The organism is Elusimicrobiota bacterium (assembly GCA_026388155.1).
Lineage (GTDB): Bacteria > Elusimicrobiota > Elusimicrobia > Elusimicrobiales > UBA9959 > UBA9634.
The window spans coordinates 322,875-340,957 of sequence record JAPLKI010000022.1 but is presented as its reverse complement, the minus strand read 5'-3'; the positions used below and the strand labels follow the sequence as shown (position 1 = coordinate 340,957).

15 protein-coding genes are annotated in these 18,083 nt (G+C 52.1%); 6 read left to right on the top strand and 9 right to left on the bottom strand.

Features of this window, described 5'->3' with window-relative positions; all coding sequences use genetic code 11:
* The first annotated feature begins 64 nt into the window (after nt 1-64).
* The gene (locus NTX59_11465; GenBank protein MCX5786296.1) at nt 65-2,110 is read left to right on the top strand and encodes a tetratricopeptide repeat protein; all 2,046 of its coding nucleotides are present in this window, start codon (nt 65-67) and stop codon (nt 2,108-2,110) included.
* A gap of 362 nt (nt 2,111-2,472) precedes the next feature.
* Here NTX59_11465 and amrB read toward each other — a convergent pair whose 3' ends face one another.
* The 9 genes from amrB to NTX59_11420 form a co-directional block, all read right to left on the bottom strand.
* Nucleotides 2,473-3,948, bottom strand: a complete 1,476-nt coding sequence (gene amrB / locus NTX59_11460; GenBank protein ID MCX5786295.1) for an AmmeMemoRadiSam system protein B — start codon at nt 3,946-3,948, stop codon at nt 2,473-2,475.
* A 25-nt stretch (nt 3,949-3,973) separates the two neighbouring features.
* Nucleotides 3,974-4,696: a hypothetical protein gene (locus NTX59_11455; protein ID MCX5786294.1), complete on the bottom strand. Its 723-nt coding sequence runs from the start codon at nt 4,694-4,696 to the stop codon at nt 3,974-3,976.
* Nucleotides 4,693-5,016 carry a P-II family nitrogen regulator gene (locus NTX59_11450; protein ID MCX5786293.1) on the bottom strand — a complete coding sequence of 108 codons (324 nt, stop codon included), beginning with the start codon at nt 5,014-5,016 and terminating at the stop codon, nt 4,693-4,695. Before NTX59_11450 ends, NTX59_11455 begins: the two co-directional genes overlap by 4 nt.
* Before the next feature lie 46 nt (nt 5,017-5,062).
* Nucleotides 5,063-6,292, bottom strand: a complete 1,230-nt coding sequence (gene amrS, locus NTX59_11445; GenBank protein MCX5786292.1) for an AmmeMemoRadiSam system radical SAM enzyme — start codon at nt 6,290-6,292, stop codon at nt 5,063-5,065.
* Nucleotides 6,293-6,340: 48 nt separating this feature from the next.
* The gene (locus NTX59_11440; protein MCX5786291.1) at nt 6,341-7,225 is read right to left on the bottom strand and encodes a TIGR00730 family Rossman fold protein; all 885 of its coding nucleotides are present in this window, start codon (nt 7,223-7,225) and stop codon (nt 6,341-6,343) included.
* 293 nt (nt 7,226-7,518) lie between these two features.
* On the bottom strand, nt 7,519-9,417 hold the full coding sequence (gene dxs, locus NTX59_11435) for a 1-deoxy-D-xylulose-5-phosphate synthase (GenBank protein ID MCX5786290.1): 1,899 nt from the start codon (nt 9,415-9,417) through the stop codon (nt 7,519-7,521).
* A gap of 88 nt (nt 9,418-9,505) precedes the next feature.
* A complete protein-coding gene (locus tag NTX59_11430; protein ID MCX5786289.1) occupies nt 9,506-10,459 on the bottom strand; it encodes a polyprenyl synthetase family protein in 954 nt (317 codons plus the stop codon).
* 103 nt (nt 10,460-10,562) lie between these two features.
* Nucleotides 10,563-11,612, bottom strand: coding sequence for a hypothetical protein (locus NTX59_11425; GenBank protein MCX5786288.1), 1,050 nt, complete (start codon nt 11,610-11,612; stop codon nt 10,563-10,565).
* A gap of 197 nt (nt 11,613-11,809) precedes the next feature.
* Nucleotides 11,810-13,078 carry a clostripain-related cysteine peptidase gene (locus NTX59_11420; protein MCX5786287.1) on the bottom strand — a complete coding sequence of 423 codons (1,269 nt, stop codon included), beginning with the start codon at nt 13,076-13,078 and terminating at the stop codon, nt 11,810-11,812.
* 291 nt (nt 13,079-13,369) lie between these two features.
* Here NTX59_11420 and NTX59_11415 point away from each other — a divergent pair, with 291 nt between their 5' ends.
* The 5 genes from NTX59_11415 to NTX59_11395 are packed head-to-tail and all read left to right on the top strand — an operon-like array spanning nt 13,370 to nt 17,894.
* Nucleotides 13,370-14,854 (top strand): hypothetical protein, encoded by a 1,485-nt coding sequence (locus NTX59_11415; GenBank protein MCX5786286.1) that lies wholly within the window; start codon nt 13,370-13,372, stop codon nt 14,852-14,854.
* 31 nt (nt 14,855-14,885) lie between these two features.
* Entirely contained in the window at nt 14,886-15,659 is a 774-nt protein-coding gene (locus NTX59_11410; GenBank protein ID MCX5786285.1) for a MotA/TolQ/ExbB proton channel family protein, read from the top strand.
* On the top strand, nt 15,659-16,333 hold the full coding sequence (locus NTX59_11405) for an OmpA family protein (protein ID MCX5786284.1): 675 nt from the start codon (nt 15,659-15,661) through the stop codon (nt 16,331-16,333). The genes NTX59_11410 and NTX59_11405 overlap by 1 nt, the downstream gene beginning before the upstream one ends.
* Nucleotides 16,330-16,977, top strand: a complete 648-nt coding sequence (locus tag NTX59_11400; protein MCX5786283.1) for an OmpA family protein — start codon at nt 16,330-16,332, stop codon at nt 16,975-16,977. The genes NTX59_11405 and NTX59_11400 overlap by 4 nt, the downstream gene beginning before the upstream one ends.
* Nucleotides 16,974-17,894: a tetratricopeptide repeat protein gene (locus NTX59_11395; protein ID MCX5786282.1), complete on the top strand. Its 921-nt coding sequence runs from the start codon at nt 16,974-16,976 to the stop codon at nt 17,892-17,894. Before NTX59_11400 ends, NTX59_11395 begins: the two co-directional genes overlap by 4 nt.
* The last annotated feature ends 189 nt before the right edge of the window (nt 17,895-18,083 follow it).

Genomic DNA, 18,083 nt, shown 5'->3' with positions numbered 1-18,083 from the left:
CTTTACAGATTTCAAGGGCTTCCGGAAACTTCAGGCGACGAGGGAACCCGCGCTGACAACCCATATGTCTACTGCACATCTGTCCGATAATCCCAAAAAAAACATAAATCAAAAAGCAAAGCCAGCACCCCGTTCGTGGAAAAAAGAAGTTTTTACCGCTATTCAGAAATGGGCGCCTATGGCGGTTCTGGCATTTACCGCTTTAATTTACTTCAGGGCGCTTCACAATGGTTTTGCCGGTCTTGATGACGATATGTACATTCTGCAAAACCCGTTTATCAGGAATTTCAGCGTGAACGGCATTAAAGCGATTTTCACCACTTTTTACAACAGCAACTACCATCCGCTGACCATGCTCGCATATTTAGCCGAATACACATGCTTCGGAATAAATCCCATGCCCTATCATCTGCTGAATGTATCGCTGCATCTGATAAACACATGGCTTGTTTTTCAATTTATCAGGAAGTTAAGCGGCAAAAAACCTGCGGCTCTTGTGGTTTCTATTTTATTTGCCGTACATCCCATGCACGTGGAATCAGTGGCCTGGGTTTCCGAACTGAAAGACATGCTGTATACATTTTTCTACCTGTTATCGCTGCTTGTCTATCTGCGTTACATCGACCTCGGTTATCGGGTTAAGCACTTTATGGGAGCGGTATTGTTTTTCTCAGCTTCGCTTCTTTCCAAATCCGCGGCGGTTACATTGCCCGTGCTTTTGATCGCGATCGATGTTTATAAAGGAAGAAATATCGGCAGAAGGCTATTGTTGGAAAAAATTCCGTTTTTTCTCCTGTCGCTGCTTTTCGGAACACTGGCGATACTTTCGCAGCAGGCCGGAGGCGCGCTCAGTTACGTTTCTTTGCATTACGGGCTGGTCGACAATATATTCATCTTTACATATGCCGTTGCATTTTACATTGTAAAGTCGGCTGTTCCGTTCGGTTTATCGGTCATGCACTATTATCCCGGAACTCAAGGCGGAGCGCTGCCCTGGCAGTACTACGCATCTTTGCCTTTTTTAGCGTTCATTGCCTGGCTTTTATTCAGGCCCAATTCATTACGAAAGGAAATAGCGTTCGGCGTTTGCTTTTTTTTGACGACCATTTCCATTATGCTGCAAATTATTCCCGTCGGCATCGCCGTCACGGCTGAACGCTACACCTACATGCCTTACATCGGTTTATTTTATATCGCGGGGCAATGGATTTCGGATATCGAAAAAAAACAGGTAAAAAACCTTGTCATAGCCGGGCTGTATATTTCAATAATTATATTTTCGTACCATGCCTGGAAGCGCATAGGAGCGTGGCAAGACGGTGAAACTCTTTTTGCCGATGTCATTAAAAAGTATCCCAATAGTCATCACGGCTACTGGATAAGGGGCAACGTTAAATACAGGAAAGGGGACATGATCGGTGCGCTGCAGGATTATACCAAAGCCTTGGAATACAACCCCCGCTTTGCCGCCGCCTTAGCGGCCAGGGGATGTGTTTACACTATTCTTAACGAATACAAGGACGCGCTGCGGGATCTGAATAGCGCTATAAGCATGGACGCGACAATTGCCGAGGCATATAACAACAGAGGCTGGGCGCATTACGAATTGGGCGATAAAGCAGCAGCTATGCAAGATTATAATAAAGCCATCCTGCTGAATCCCGCATATGCTGACGCGTATAATAACAGAGGCTGGGCGTATTACGAATCGGGCGATAGGACGTCAGCTATACAAGATTACACTAAAGCTATCCTGCTGAACCCTGTATATGCTGAAGCGTACAATAACAGAGGCTGGGCGTATTACGAGTCGGGCAATGTGGAATCAGCTATGCAGGATTTTACCAAGTCTATCCTGGTGAATCCATTATTTGCCAAAGCTTACTACAACAGGGGCGCGCTTATGGTAAAAACAGGCGATTTCGCCGGAGCGGTTGATAATTTCAGTAATTTATTAAAACTGAACCCTAACGACAGCATAGCCCGTTTTAACCGCGGCGTTTCATATTTAAACCTGAAAGACAGAACGAGCGCCTGCGAAGACTTGGAGGACGCTTTTATATCGGGATACGCGGGGGCAGAACACGCGGTCAAAAAATACTGCCGTTAAAAGGCATGTACATAAAAGGAAAGGTAGCGTCTACCTTTCCTGTACCTTTTCTGCAAAAATCAGCGGTATTTTTATAAATTTTTGCGAAGTTTTCCACTGGGCGGGTAATTATCACTGTACCGATATTAAGGGTGGGGACATGTAATATAAACAAGGGAGCCAGCGGGTTTTCTGCGCGCTCCTTTGAGAGTTTTAAGGCCGGGGTCTGTAGCGTATCCCTCAGGGACGGCGAGGATGTTTGAGGCAAAAAACCTTGTTTTTTTGCCGAGTTCCGGAACCGGCGGAAGACCCCAGCCTTCTTCCCGATAAAACCCGGTCTTGGAGCGCACGGAAAATCCACTGGCTCCCTTTCTTTACAATTATTATTTTTCCTTAAAGGCTTCTACGGTGAAGGTGTAGAGTTCCGTTTTGGGGTCTTTCCAGCAATCGCGCGGCAGGCCGGCTTTCTGGGAACACAGTTCGCTTAAAAAATCTTCTTTTCCCGGAATCTGTTCCCAAACCTGCGGCAGGAACAGGCCCGACTGGCCGCCGTTGCGGACCACCACGCCGTGGCGGACCGGAGTTATGTTTTTGGCGGAAGCAACCCGCTCTAAGCGCGAAAGCGCGGAAATCTCTATTTTTATGCCCGGCAGCTCTTCTTTTGTAAGCGGCTCAAAACGGTGGTCGCTGAAAGCGGCCGATATCGCGGCGTACTTAACGGCGTCCAGCAGCGCCATTTGCGGCTCAATCGTGCCTATGCAGCCGCGGAGCGCGCCGCTTTTTGTAAGCGTCACAAAAACGGCCGCGGGCAGATTCAAAGCGTAATCCGTTTTTTCAAGCTCCGCGCGCGGCTTTGAACCCGCCAGCACCTCGGCAATAACCGCCCTGGCCGTTTTAAGCAGCAGATCCTTGCGTCCGGCGTCAAATTTTATTTTGTACGGTTCAGCTTTTGGTTTTGCGATAAAAACGCCCGCGAGGTAACCCACCACCCTGCCCTTTTCCGAAATTTCAGGGGCCTCGTCATAGGAATCTCCGTATTTCAGATTCACAAATTCCCCCGCCCCAAGCTGTTTTGCGGCCTCAAGCCCGGCCGTTATGGCGGCCGAGCCGCAGGCGCAGGTTTCAAGCCCGGCCACGCCTTTTGACATTAAAGCCATGCCGGTCAGCTGAAAATATTCCGGCGACATGGTTTGCAGGGCAAGCGCCTGCGTAAGGTCAACGGCGCGGGCCGTTTCATGCTCCGGATAATGCGACATATCGGAAGAAATAACAAGCAATACCTTGCGGCCTTTGAGTTTTGAGGCCAGCACCCGGCCGACTTTGAGCAGGTCGGGAAGGTTTTCGGAATTCATCACGCCGGCCACAAGCTTAAACGGTTTTTTCAGTCTGCGCTGGAGAAAGGGCAGCTGCACTTCAACGGCATGCTCGTTTAAGTGAGCCGCGGCGTCGTCGGTAAAAAGCGGGTCCGCCTTTATAAGCTCGCGCGAAAGTTTTTCATCTACCGGCACGCGCCCGAGCGGTGTTTCGTAAAAGCCGGAGGCGAGCAAGGCCGCTCCTTTAACCGACTTAGTGTGAGCCGTGCTGAGAATTACCACCAGGTCATAACTGTCAGCTGTGAGCTTGTAGGCATAAGCGGCCGCGCGGCCTGAATATGGGTAGCCGGCGTGAGGCGCCAAAATCGCTATAACTTTTGAATCCGCCTTGGGAGCCGGAGCGGCGGCCAGAGCCTTATCGACAAAGGCGGTCAGTTCCGCCTTGTCCGCCGGATAAAATTTACCCGCGAACGCCGCCTCCCGGGCAGAAACATCGCAGGCGACAAAAGAAATGGTAAAAACAAAAAACCAGATTTTAGTTTTCATAGCCGCTTTCATGGCCGCTGACTTTTCAGCTGCCCTTCAAATAAGTCCAGGCCATCACCACGACTGAACTGAGGATAGGAAATGCAAAAGCTTTCAATGCCTCGTTCCAGATGGGGTAATTCATGTCTATGATCCTAATCACCGTGGCCGAGCCCAGTATAAACAGGACCGGAGCGAACCATATATCCCGCGGTATTGCAACGATAAAGCCAGGCTTGCCCGCTATGGCGGCGGCCAAAACACCCAGCGACAGCACGGTCAGCGTAAGAGTGCAGAATTTAAAAGTGCAGGAGCATAAGAGCCTTGCAAAAGCATAATGAAAAAAAACTATGCCTAACAGCGTAAGCACCATCAAAATAAGCGGCACACCCCACCATATCATGGGCAGCACGGCATTTTTATTTTTCCTAAACGATTCTCCGGCTTGCGACATAAAGCCTTTACTTTTGGGCAGGAGCCGCCGGCCATGTTTTTTCCCGCCGAATTCACCGAAACCGCGGTTTTTGCCAAGCCCCTTTACCAATTTCTGCAAAGCGGCCTGTCTAGGGTTAACCTCCGCGGTATCGTCGCCGTCGGACAAGTCCTGGTCTCCCCCCCTGATTTCTTCCAAAGCAGCCAGCGGGCTGTCTATGCTTTTCTGGTACGTCTGCGCCGTTTTCGTCACGGAACCCATAAGCTGATTCATCATCAGAGAGGTCATCCCGAAAGAGCCCGCCCCGAGCAACAGAAGAGGAATCAGAAATTTCATTTACTGTCCCCCATATAAAAACCCGTAACATGGTCTATTTTCTGAACGAACGCGAAGCCTTTGCCAGGTGTGTTTATACCCACCTGTTTAACCACTTCATCCAAAACGGATTTTGCCTTCCCGGTTTCAGTCACTATCATTATTATCATTTTCTCAGCTTCGATGAAACTGCCCAGAAATCCCAGTTTTTCCCTGACGCCCTTCCCCCTTCCATAAAAATAGCTGGCCCCCGGAGCGCCCCCCTTCAACGCGGCATCCAGGGCTTTGTCTCCGTCCTTGCGCTGCACTACTATCGTAAGAAGTTCTTTTCCAATTTCCATACTTGCCTCCATTTTCCGCCTTTTTTAAAAGGGTACTATTCGCTGTTCACCATATTCCCGGTATTTTTGTGCCGTCGTAGGGGCAGCGGCCGCCGTTCGAAGACAGCAGGTTTTCAAGCACGGCATAGCCGTAGCGCCGCACCAGCACCCGGCCGCACTTCGGGCAGTAGGTGTTTTCACCCTCGTGGCCGGGCACATTGCCCACATAAACATATTTCAGTCCCGCCTTAAGGGCCGCGGCGCGCGCCCGGGTAAGCGTTTCAACCGGCGTGGCCGCCAGATTTTCAAGCCGGTAATTGGGCATGAAGCGCGAGAAAAAAAGCGGGGTATCGGAGCCAAGGTTTGTTTTTATCCAGACGATCATTTCGTCAAGGCTTTTATCGTCGTCGTTAAGGCCCGGCACCACCAGATTTACCACTTCAAACAAGGCGCCGCTTTTTTTCAAAGTCAGAAGCGTTTCTTTTACCGGTTCAAGGCGCCCGCCCACATAAGCGCGGTAAAACTCCGGGCTGAAGCCCTTAAGGTCGATTTTAACCACATCCATGTATTTCAGCAGCTCCAGCAGGGGCCCGCGGTTGATATAGCCGGCGCTTACCATCACATTTTTAAGACCTTTCTCCCTGGCAAAGCGGGCCGTGTCATACATGTATTCATAAAAAATCACGGGTTCGGAATAAGTGTAGGCGACGGCTTTGGAACGGGTGGCGAGCGCGAAGGACACGATGTCCGAGGGAGAAAGAGCGGAAACTTCTTTTTGCGCCAGTTCCCCGTAAACTCTGCCTGAGGCGTCGGTTTTTACCGTCAGGGCCGAGGGCACCGGCGACGAGCGGGCCGCTTCCTCAGGCCAGATCTGGGATATTTCCCAGTTCTGGCAGGCCTTGCATTTCAGGTTGCATCCGGGAGTAGCCAGCGAATAGATCAGGGAGCCGGGGTAAAGATGATAGACCGGCTTTTTTTCTATGGGGTCAAGGTGGACTGAAACAGGCTTTGAATAAACAAGGGTTTTTATCCGCCCGCCGTAATTAATACGCACCCGGCAGCGGCCGCGCGCCCCTTCCGGAAGGAAACAATTGTAAGGACAAAGATGGCACTGAACTCCGTTGCAGACAGGCGCCGCGAACATGCCGTTGCGCACACCCGGATTATTTGCAGGGTAAAGCGCCTCAAAAGTGCCCGGCAGCGGGTAAGCGGCTAGAAGACCGCAAAGGACAAGCGCCAGACAGACAGTTACGGCCGCCAGACCCAGCGCCAGTTTTGTTTCAACCTTGTCAATCACCAATCCCCCATGCTCAATTAGCCCTCAGCCTTCAGCCTTAAGCCTTTCCTAGTAGAATTTCCCTGATTCCCCTGTCACGGAATCTGAAACAAGAGGATGTTCCTTGTAAAACCCGCTTATTATGTTCCAGGCTTCGCGGCCGGTTTCAGCATAATGAAAGAGTTTAATATCCTCTTTCGCGATATAGCCCCATTTCGCTATGTTCGCGAAATTAATAACATCATCCCAATATTTGCGCCCCATTAAGATTATGGGAAGGCGGCGTTTTTTTCCGGTCTGAACCAGCGTAAGCACTTCAAAAAGCTCATCCATCGTGCCGAATCCGCCGGGGAACGCCACAAGGGCTCTGGCCCGCATTACAAAATGCATTTTTCGGACGGCAAAGTAATGGAAGCGGAAGCAGAATTCGGGCGATACGTAAGGGTTTGGCGCCTGTTCGTTTGGCAGCGTGATATTAAGGCCTACGGTTTTTGCCCCCGCCTCATAAGCCCCACGGTTGGCGGCCTCCATTATGCCCGGGCCGCCGCCGGTTACGACAATTAACTTTCTGCCGTCCAGGCTGTTTTCGGCGACTATTTTTCCAAGGTTGCGCGCCTCATCGTAATATTTTACGGAACTCATCAGCCGTCTTACCGCGGCGAGTTTTTTTCGCAGTTCCGCATCTTTGGGTTTTCGTTTTACCAGCTTCTGCAGTTCAATTATCCGTTCTTCCGACTCCGGCTTGTCCCAGGTGCGTGCGCTGCCGAAAACCACCACGGTATCGGTGACATTGTGATCGGCAAGATATAGTTCGGGTTTCAGCAATTCAAGCTGAAGGCGCACCGGCCGCAGTTCGTTCCTGCTTAAAAAATCGGCGTCAGCGTAAGCCCTTCTGTAAGCGTGGGAACGTTTGAGGGCAAACGCCTGTTTTATGAGTTGTTTTTTTGTCGGCACTGTGTTCTCCTTATTGTCGGCCACAAGTTTCAACCTCGCCGTCAATCGGTTGAACTCGCGGCCCCGGCTCGCGATTTCATCTACTGATTCAATATCGCTCCGCCTTTTTAATCCCTACATAGGCCAAGGGGAAACCGCACTGCGGTGTCCCCTCAACTGTTGGGAAGGGGTGTTGGCCTGTTCCCTCTCCTTGAGGAGAGGGAGGAATTAAAACCCCGCTCGCACTGCACAGCGTGCCGCGTTGCCTCTGGCGGCTGTTAGCGGCATGCACAGCACGCGAACCAGCAGTAATCTTATTCAGAGTCGTTCCCGGCACAAGCGGCCTGGGTACCAAACCGAGAAAGCCAGTCCGTGACAGCGGCCGTTATCCCGTTGGCGTCCAGACCCAATTCCGCGTAAAGCTCGTCCGGTTTACCCTGCTCAATATAATTGTCCGGGATGCCGATGCGCAGAACCTGCGCCGTTAAGCCCGCGGCGTTCATGGCCTCAAGCACGGCTGAGCCGAAACCGCCGGACAAAGCGTTATCCTCAACTGTTGCCAGGCGGCCGCAAAGGCCGCAGGCCTCTTTCAAAAGGTCCAGGTCAAGCGGTTTTATAAAACGCATATCGGCCACGCCCGCGTCTATCCCCTTGGCTTTAAGCAGGCGCGCCGCTTCAAGGGCCGGGTGGACACGGTTCCCTACGGCAAGTATATTGATATCCCCGCCTTTTGAAAACCAGCGGCCTTTCCCCAGAGGATAGTTTTTAAACTCCTCGTCCATCTCCGCTCCGAAGCCCCGTCCCCGCGGATAGCGGATCACAACGGGCATGTTGTAGCCAAAAGCGCTTGAAAGCATGTGCTGCAGCTCGTTTTCATCGGCGGGCGCCATTACGGCGATATCGGGCAGCATCCGAAAAAGCGACAGGTCAAAAACACCGTGGTGAGTGGGGCCGTCTTCCCCCACAAGCCCCGCCCGGTCGAGGGCTACCACCACAGGCAGCTTCTGCAGGCAGATGTCATGCATTATCTGGTCAAAGGCCCGCTGTATGAAAGATGAGTAAATGGCCGCCACGGGCCTGAGACCGTCCGCAGCCAGCCCCGCCGCGAAGGTAAGGGCGTGTTCTTCGGCAATGCCCACGTCGTAATATCGTTTTGGGAAAGTATCCCGGAATTTATCAAGGCCCGTGCCCTCGGGCATGGCCGCCGTGATAGCGCAGATTTTCTGGTTTTTTTCCGCAAGACGGACAATGGTCTGTCCGAAGACTTTTGTAAAAGAGGGCGCGGACGCGGACGCCTTTTTCGCTTCGCCCGTTTCAAGGTTGAAAACAGGGGCGCCGTGGAACTCTGTAGGCTCCTCTTCGGCGGGCTCATAACCCTTGCCTTTCTTGGTTACCACATGAAGCAGCACTGGCCCCTTCATGTCTTTTACATAGCCCAGCACCTCGGTAAGCTCGCTGATATTATGACCGTTCACGGGCCCGAAATAAGTAAAACCCATTTCCTCAAAGGTCATGCCCGGGAAAAGCAAAACCCTGGTGCGTTTTGCCACCTTTAGTATGCTCTTGCCCCAGAACTGGAAGCGGCTGAGAAAAACCTCCGCCTTGCGCTCCGCGCTCTGCACCGTGCCGAGCGTGAGAAGCCTGGTCAGTATCCGCCCGAGCCGCCCTACGCGCGTTGAGATAAACATCTGGTTGTCATTTAACACGGCAAGCAGATCGGTGCCGGACTGACCGATATTTTGCAGAGCTTCCCAAGCCATGCCGCCGGTCATGCATCCGTCTGAAACCACAGCCACGACCTTATGCCTGGAGTCGGCAAGGTCCCTTGAGGCGGCCATGCCCGCGGCCGCTGAAAGGGCCGTTGAGGCGTGTCCCGCCCCGAAGGCGTCATGCGGAGACTCATGGCGTTTTAAAAACCCGGAAAGCCCGTTTTTCTGGCGTATGGTTTTAAACCCTTCCAGGCGGCCGGTCAGCAGTTTGTGGGCATAGGCCTGATGCCCGGTGTCAAAAACTATTTTGTCCGCCGGCGAGTTATAAACGTAATGAAGGGCCACTATCAGGTCCGTAGCGCCAAGACTTGAAGCCAGATGTCCGCCGGTTTTGCTGATGGAATTAAGGATGGTTTCCCTTATTTCTGCGGCCACCGCATCCAACGCCTCAGGCGGAAGTTTTTTAAGGTCCTGAGGTCCCAGGATATTTGGCAGGTATTTCATGAATACAGCCTCCATCATTGCGCAAATCACAAGCTGCAGGCAACGGGTTGTAAGGACCGCGCTTAATGCGTAATGCTGATTTCCAAGCTTAACTCTCCCGTCTGTAAACGAATTCGGCTATTTCTGAAAGTATTTTTACCTTCTCCGGCGGCCGGGAAAGGCGGCGCAGCTCCGCTTTCGCCTCACACATAAGCGCCTCGGCTTTGTGCCCGGCCGCTTCAAGACCGAAAAGGGAAACGCAGGTGAGTTTTTTATTTTTCCGGTCGCTGCCGTTCTTGCCCAGTTTTTTTTTGTCGCCTGTAACGTCAAGAATGTCATCGGCTATCTGGAAACACAGGCCGATCTTACGCGCGAAAGCGGATAGCGCCTTCAAATCCCCGTCGGGAGCCCCCGCGAGCGCCGCCCCCATCTCTACCGAGGCCATAAGCAGGTCCGCGGTTTTATGAAGATGAATATACGCGAGGAGGTTTGCCCCCCTCTTCCTGACGGCGGGCGTCATTTTTCCGGCGGACCTAAACCCTTCCGCTTCCAGATCCGCGGCCTGGCCTGAAACCATGCCGCAGGCGCCGGCGTGACGCGCAAGAACGGCAACGGCTTTAAGAACATTTTCTTTTTTAACGCCGCGTGCCGGTTTTTTTGCCCGCCTTGCACTTCCGGAAAGGGAAACTAAAACAGAAAAAGCGTCGGTAAGCAGCGCATCGCCGGCGAGTATGGCAAGAGCTTCGCCGTAAACCTTATGATTCGTCGGCCTGCCCCGGCGCAGATCATCGTCGTCCATGGCGGGCAGATCGTCATGTATGAGCGAGTAGGTATGCACCATTTCAAGCGCGCAGGCGGCAGGGAGCACGTCGCGGAAATTACCGCCGTAAAGCTCGTAAGCCGCTCCCAAAAGCGCGGGGCGCAGCCGCTTTCCTCCCGCGGAAAGCGAATAAAGCATGGCTTCTTTTAATTTGGGATGGGAAGTTTCAAGACCGTTGATAAACCCGGGCAAAGCGCCGTCCACGGCCGCCGCTTTTCGCGCCAGATACTTATTGATATCCATTTGTTAAATTATACAAAAATGCCGGGGATACGAATTGCGAATAGCGAAGCAGCGGATTGTTTATAGGGAACTCCGCCGCTATTCGCTATCCGCTGCCACAGGCTTACCAGATAAACTGCACACCTATACGGCTGGTAGCGCCAAGGCCGCCGTAGTCCATGTAGGAATAATCAAGTCTGACCCCGCGCAGGATGCTCGTCTTATCGGAAAGACGGTCAAAATTCATACCCATCCCGGCGCTCAGGCGGGAACCGGAATCTTTTTGCGTCTTATAGCCAAGGCGCATTTGAAACATTTGGAGGATATTCACTTCAAGCCCTGTGGCGCTTAAGCCGGCGCTGTCGGAATACTTTATCAGATCCGAAGCCAGGGTGAAAACTATTGTGTCGTTTTTGGAATGAAAGTCTTTTGCAAGACCGGCCCGCAGTTCGCTCGGCAAAGTTGAGCTTGCCTGAACGAATTTCTGTTTTCCCCCGAAGTTTAAGGCCGAAGCGCCCAGGTGGAAATGATGGGGCAGAACCAGCAGAACGCCAAAATCGCAAGCGTAAGCTTTAGCGTTATAGCGGTCCAGAGTTTCACTGATCTGCCGGACGCTTGCCCCCAATGAAAGCCTGTAGGCTTTGGGGCGGTATTTTCTTACAGGTTCCACCCTGATCCAGTCGGGGCTGATAAGCATGGGGTCAAGCATGCCTATATCCTCGTTAAAATGCGGCCAGGACTGGGAATAAGATAATACCCAAAGCTGGTGGGACGTAGAAGTTTTGCCGATGAGCATATCATTCTCATCGTAAGCGTCGATCTTTCCGCTGGAAAGAGACGAAAAGCCAAACCCGATAGTTCCGTAAGTCGCATGATAAGCGGCCGCCACATACTCCTGGGTAACGCCGTTAATATACAGGTTATGGGAACCGGAAAAAGAGCTGTAACTGAGCAATCCCAAACCAGCGGGATTATAAAGTATGGAATCGGGCCCCACCATGGCGGTGTAGGCCTCCCCAAGGCTGGTGGGAATGGCGGCGACCGGGACTTTCAGAAAATTTGCCGAAGTGGTCCCGACGGAGGCCCCGGCTTCGGCAGGGAGCGGGCAGCACCACAGGATGCCGTAAAGAACGGCGGCCCGCGATATTCCCTTTATATACGCAGTTTTAACCATAAAAAAACCGGCAGGCGCAGTTCTGCTTCGCCGCCACTAATAGTATACACCCGCATTTACTTTTTTCAATGTCTAAAATGTTACACTCCGTACGCAGACTGCGAGATGAATAATTGCCCGGACTCCGCAAGCCGGGAAATTAAAAGGGCGGGAGTTGCCTCCCGCCCTTTTTTAGGACTTTATCGTTAATACCTGCTTTATTTTATCCACTTTATGAAATCATCCCAATTCGAGTCGGCCGCCCATTTCAGAGCGTCATAAGAAGAGGTGTAAGAGGTGGGGATGTAGATGGCAAGCCCTGTGGCGTTCGCATACTTCGCGCCCACCGCACGGTTGCTTATTACGACATCGCTCTTTATGAAGTCAAGCAGGGTTTTGCCCTTGGCCGAAACCGCCTGGCTTACAGCCGCGTCGTCCACAAGTTTAACAAAGTGATAGACATCCTTGTTTGACGAATAATAGAACGCCTGGGCGTTGGTCCTGGCATTCTTGGCGCTGGCAAGCTCGCCGGCTTTCATTACCTCGGCGGCCCAGTCGTTTATAAGCGCGGTGAACTTATCGAACGCCGCGGTTTTAATGGCCGACTGCGTGGCCTGCTGATTTACACTCTGGTAATGGTCGCCGTAGGAATTAACCATAGCCGTGGCAAGTTCCGCCGCAGGCATAGCAGGCTTTGCCTCCAGCGGCTCCAGCCAGGTGTTATAGGTGTAGCCGTCGCCGGGCTCGGTTTCTTCGGAGCCGACTATATAATCTGCGTAGTTCTTTACTTCATAGCCTACCTCAACCATCTGCATCAGGCAGGCGTCCATCCCAAGAATATCAATTTTACCTATCTGTTCCATGGCCTGTCTGAGCTGGGGAGTGGTTATGTGGTTGCCGCTCTCATCGTCGTAGGAAATGCCTTTATCGGATTCAAAGGCAAGGTCCTTGTTCCAGCCGGAACCGTGGTTCCAGACCACCAGCGCGTAATGCCGCGCGGGATAAGCGGTCATGGCCCACTTGGTAAATTCCACCAGGTGATTCCAGTCGCCCATGTCGGTCTTGGCTATTTCCATCACTACGGGGGAAGAGATTATTGAAATATCATTGTCTTTCCGGACCAGATAGCGCCGCGTGGTTTTCCAGTCGCCGTCGGAAGTGGAATAGCCATTAATGCGGCCCAGTTCCGCCACAATGTTTACCTTGGCGTCGGAGCCCACCATTTCCATCTCGTTAACATCCTTGAGGCCGTATGACTCAAGATTGTTTTTGGCGTTGACATAGACCATTACGGTCCATTCTTTATCCGCTTTTGCCATACCCTGCGGCAGCGGGATTATTTCCGCGCCCGGATTGGCCGCTTTAAGCTGGCTGACCATTTTTGAAACGCTGCCGGGCTGATCAAAGGTAATATTACCGTCAAGCGCGAACGCGCATGGAACCAGGCCGAGACAAGCCAAAACCCCAAATAACCTATTACGCATCATAAGCCTCCGTAACACCGTTTTATTTTTCAATTGAAACAATCCTATTAAATGACCGCTCCGATAGTCAAGGCGATTTCCAAGCCCGCGGATTGCGGATTTTATGAATAGATTAGAATGGCAACAAAATAAACGAGCATGGATTATCCCCATATTGTTCCCTTTTCCATCTCCGCAATCAGCTCTCTATCGTTGGAATCTCTCAAATTCCGGCCGAATTTTTTAATTGTGCCGGACAAGGCAATAATAATATAATTATTTATTGACTGTTTAAACGCTGGGGGCACGCCACTAATGAAAAGATCATTGTTTTTTTTACTATCGCTGTCGCTTACTTTCTGCGCGGTTTCATCCGTCCGGGCGCAGGCGGAGAGCCGCAACGCGCTTGAAGCCAAACTTGCTCTTGAGAACTCACTCGAAAAAAGGCTGAAGATGGTCTTGTCCGAAGCGCTGGGCACGGAGGACATAATAGTTATAATCTCGGCCGAACTGCAGGAACAGGAGAAAAAAGCGCCGGTTGAAATCATGCCGGGTATTCCAAAAGAGAAAAAGATGGGCGAACTTTCTCTGTCAGGCACGCTGACCATGTTAAAGAAACTTTCCGCCAGCCTTATACTTGACAAAACCATCTCCGAAGAGGATACAAAATTGGCCCGAAAACTTACGGCGGGGCTGCTCGGTCTGCCGCCGGAGCGGGAAAACCTGATAACCATCGAGAAGATGAATTTCAGGAAAGCGCGCCCTTTCACAGCAAGCGATCTGCTTGTGCCCCCGAATCTCTGGAACGTGACGTGGATCATGCTGGTTGCGGTACTGACGCTGCTGGCTATTTTCGTGTTCCTCTTTCCGCTGTCGCGCTCGGCGAAAGCTTTTGTCGCGGCTTTTTCCGCCCAAAACGCCCAGACCTCACAAGCAGAGGGACAGCGTTACGAAGAAAAGCGCGAGGCGGAAGTTATGGAAACGCAATCTGCGGCCGCGCAGGAGTCCGCCCAGGGCGGGAAAACGCCTCTTTTCGGATTTCTGTCCGCCGATAACATTTCAAACCTGATATTTTTAATGAGAACAAGAACAACGCAGGACCTTACGATAGTGCTGAATTACGCCCCGAAAGATGTCTCGGTAAAACTGGTCGAGGCGCTGTATCCCAGAAGCATGCAGGCTTTGGCCGCCCTGCCGAAAGTAACGCTCATGCCCGAGCAAAGCATACGCGCCCTTGAGGCGGAGATCAGGGCGGCGCTTGACTACGTGGTGGGAGGAGAGGATAAGACACTCGGCATAATGGAAACTCTTGACGAGACCGTGCAGGATAAAGCCATAACGGATTTTGCCAGGCTTAATCCCCTGTTTTCAATAAAGGTGAAATCCTCCGTAGTAAGGCTGGCGGATGTGGCGCGTCTTGAAAACGTACACGCCCAAATGCTGGCGCGCCGCGTGCCGATGCGCGTTATGGCGGCGGCTTTAAAAGGTTCAAACTATGCGGAAAGCTTCCTGACAAAACTCAGCGCGGGTATGCAGGAACGCTTCCGGCAGGAACTGGAACTCACCCGTGTCATGCCTGCCGCGGCCTACAAAGCTGAACGGGCCAAGGTGGTGGAGGCGCTGCGACAGATGATAAAGGAAGGCCTGATGACCGCGGAGAATTCCGCTCCCCGCCCGCATGCCGATACGCTTTCACACCCGGCTGTAAAACCGGCCGCCATCCCCGCACAGGCCGCGACAAAGCCGCCAGTTAACCAGCAGTCTGCCCGGCCGGCCCAGCCAACCGTCCCAAAACCCTGATTTTTCAGGCCCTAACCGGAGGTAAAAAACAATGGACCTAATGACAGTACTCGGCGCCACGATCGGCATAGGGGTTATAGTATTTGTGCTTTCAGCCGGCGGCATGGTAAAGTTTCTGCTTAACTGGGAAGCCATAGTGCTCATCTTCGGGGGCACGCTTGGTTCGATCATGATTTCCTATCCCTGGGCGGCGCTCAAGTGGGTAACCTCCTCCTTCCGGCTTGTTCTTTTCCCGCCGAAGCGCCCGCCCATCGTAGACCTGATACGGGCCATGGTTTATTTCGCGGAGGTCAGCAAAAAAAAGGGAATTGGATCTTTGGCTGGAGAACTTTCGAAATCCCCCCATCCGTTCCTGACTGACGCCTGCCAGATGATGATCGACGGGGTGGACGCTCACATCCTGTCCGAAAGGATGGAGCACGACATAAACACCACCCGCCTGCGTCACCAGCAGCAGACCAATATTTTCACCTCCGCCGGAACTTTCGCCCCCATTTTCGGACTTCTCGGCACGCTCATCGGCGTGGTACAGGTGCTCCGGAACATTTCAAACCCGCAGATGATGGGCTCTTCCATGGCTATAGCCATGACCGCCTCTTTCTACGGCATTTTCTCCGCCAATTTCATTTTTCTGCCCATAGCGAGCAAACTCGGCTTTTATTCCGAAGAGGATATTCTCAGCCGCGAGATGATAGCGAAGGGAGTGCTCTCTATTTATGACGGAGACGTGCCCTGGCTGGTCTCAAAAAAACTTGAGGGCTTCCTGTCGCTGGCACTCAGGCGCAAGGCCAGAACGAAAAAATAATGAAATCCTTTCTAAGCAGATATACCGGCCAAAAAACCGTTGAGAATCCCCTTTGGCTGATCGTGCTTTCCGATATCATGACCAACCTCATGCTCTTCTTCCTGATACTGTACGTTTTCAATATACAGCCGGAGAGCGAGGCAAAAACCATTTTCATGAACGGCTTCGACAAGGAACATGCCGAAGCCCAGAAAGCGAGGAAGGCCGAAAATGTTGTGCAAAAGTACAGGGAACAGGATATGGCCAAAAACCTGGAAGAGGAACTGGCAAAAGCCGGACTGAAGAATGCCGCCGAAGTGCAGATGACGGAGAAACAGATAAGAATAAACATTGCGGCGCCGGTTCTTTTCGCTTCCGGCAAAGCCAGGCTTAATACAAGTTCCGCCGGGATACTCGGGGCGCTCGCTAAAGTTCTGACGCGTCTCCCGAACGACATAATAATCGAGGGCCACACCGACAATGTGCCCATACGCTCAGGCGATTACTCAACCAACTGGGAACTTTCCTCCGCGCGGGCCACCGCTGTGGCTGATTTTCTGGCGGCTAAATTCGCTATTTCCAACACCAGAATGATCTGCGCGGCTTACGGGGAGTACCGCCCCGTGGCCTTAAACGACACGCCGAAAGGCAGAGCGCTGAACAGGCGCATAGAAATAATAGTTTCAAGAAAATGAGCGTTAAAAAAAACAATACCCAGCTGTGGATGGTGCCCTTCGCGGACCTGATGACGGTCATGGTGATTTTATTTCTCTCCCTTTACGGTTTTTCGTTTAATATGAAAAAGTCCGACTACGAGGCCGCCATAGCGGGGCTGCAAAAAGAGCTTGGCGTAAAGAGTGCGGCCAAAAAGGTTGAAGAAATGAAAGCCACCAGGCAGGTGGAGGAAGACCTGAAAAAACAGATACAGGCGGGGAATTTGGGCGTGGAAGTTACCACTTCGCGCATAAAGCTTACCTTCTCCTCGCCCGTGCTGTTCGACTCCGGCTCCGACCAGCTTAAAGAGTCGGCCAAAACCGCGCTCAGCCAGGTGGCCAAAAGCCTGATAAAAATGGAAAACCAGGTGACCGTGGAAGGACACACCGATGCGGCCAGAATGCTCGGCAAAAAATTCGCGTCAAACCGGCAGCTTTCGCTGATGCGCTCTTTTTCAGTGATAAATCACCTGATAAAAAACGGGGTGCCGCCGCAGTATCTTTCAGCCTTCGGCTACGGGGAATTCAGACCGCTGGCTCCCAATGATACCGAGAGCGGCCGCGCCAAAAACCGCAGGATAGAAATAATCATAATACGGCAGGAAAACGGAGAAAAAAAGACATGAGACAGCTTATTCTCATTTCTATATTTTTGCCGTTGGCTTCCGCAATCGCAGCCGAAGCGCCTTCCGGCACGCCGGACGCGCAGGCCGTGCAGATGCACGAATATTATGACAAAGCTTTCGGATTTTATATGGCCGGGAATTACCAGAAAGCCATGGATTACTGGAACCTGGTGATCAAAGCCGACCCCAAGCAGGTGACGGCCCGCAATATGATAGAAGAAGCCCGGCAAAAGATGGCGAAATCTTCCGTGGGCATGAAAGACGTCTGTTACGCGCTTATCAGGAAAGGCCGCTACGCCGACGCTCTGGCAAAAACGGAAAATATGCTCGTCGCCGACCCCACCAACCAGGGCTATCAGAAACTTCACGGCCGTTTGCGGATAGTATCGGCCATAACGCCTATAAAGCCTGCATCCACAAAACCATGGAATATCGCCTCGGACGGCCTTTCCGCCTGGCTGAGCGAGAAAGAGGACGCACTTTTCGCTTACGACGCCCTGCGCTACGCCCTTGAACTTTCGCCGACAGAAGGCAGGTTCCACCGCATGATTTCCGCGCTTGAGGAAGAAACCCCCCAATTAAAAATAAACGATACCAAACCGCCGAATGTAAGCGTTCTGGAGAATAAAAAAGATGTAGCCCTGCACTATATTTACGACTCAAAATTTTATCTGGCCGTAAAAGAGCTTGAAAGCGCCCTCAGACTTGAACCGGAAGATATAACCTCCCTCAAACGGCTGGGTTCGGCTTACATTCAGCTTAAATATTATCCAAAGGCCAGGGCGGCCTGGCAGAAAGCCTACGACCTCTCGCCCGGCGACGCGCAATTAAAGGATTATCTGGAAGCTCTTGATAAAGCCTCCCCCCCCGGACAAACCAAAACAAAAAAACCGTTAAAACGAAAAAAGCGGGGTTGATCCGTGTCTGTTGGAAAATTCCCGCTAGCCTGAATCCTGCAGTTCAAGGTTATTCTCATTTGAAAACATAAGGAACAAAAATATGCAATGCTTTCGCAGGTGCCGTAACAAAGGCCTATGGCCATCAGACGGCCAGGATCCCCCGCTTTGCGGGTCGCAAATCAAGCGCATTGCGCGCAGAATTTGCGA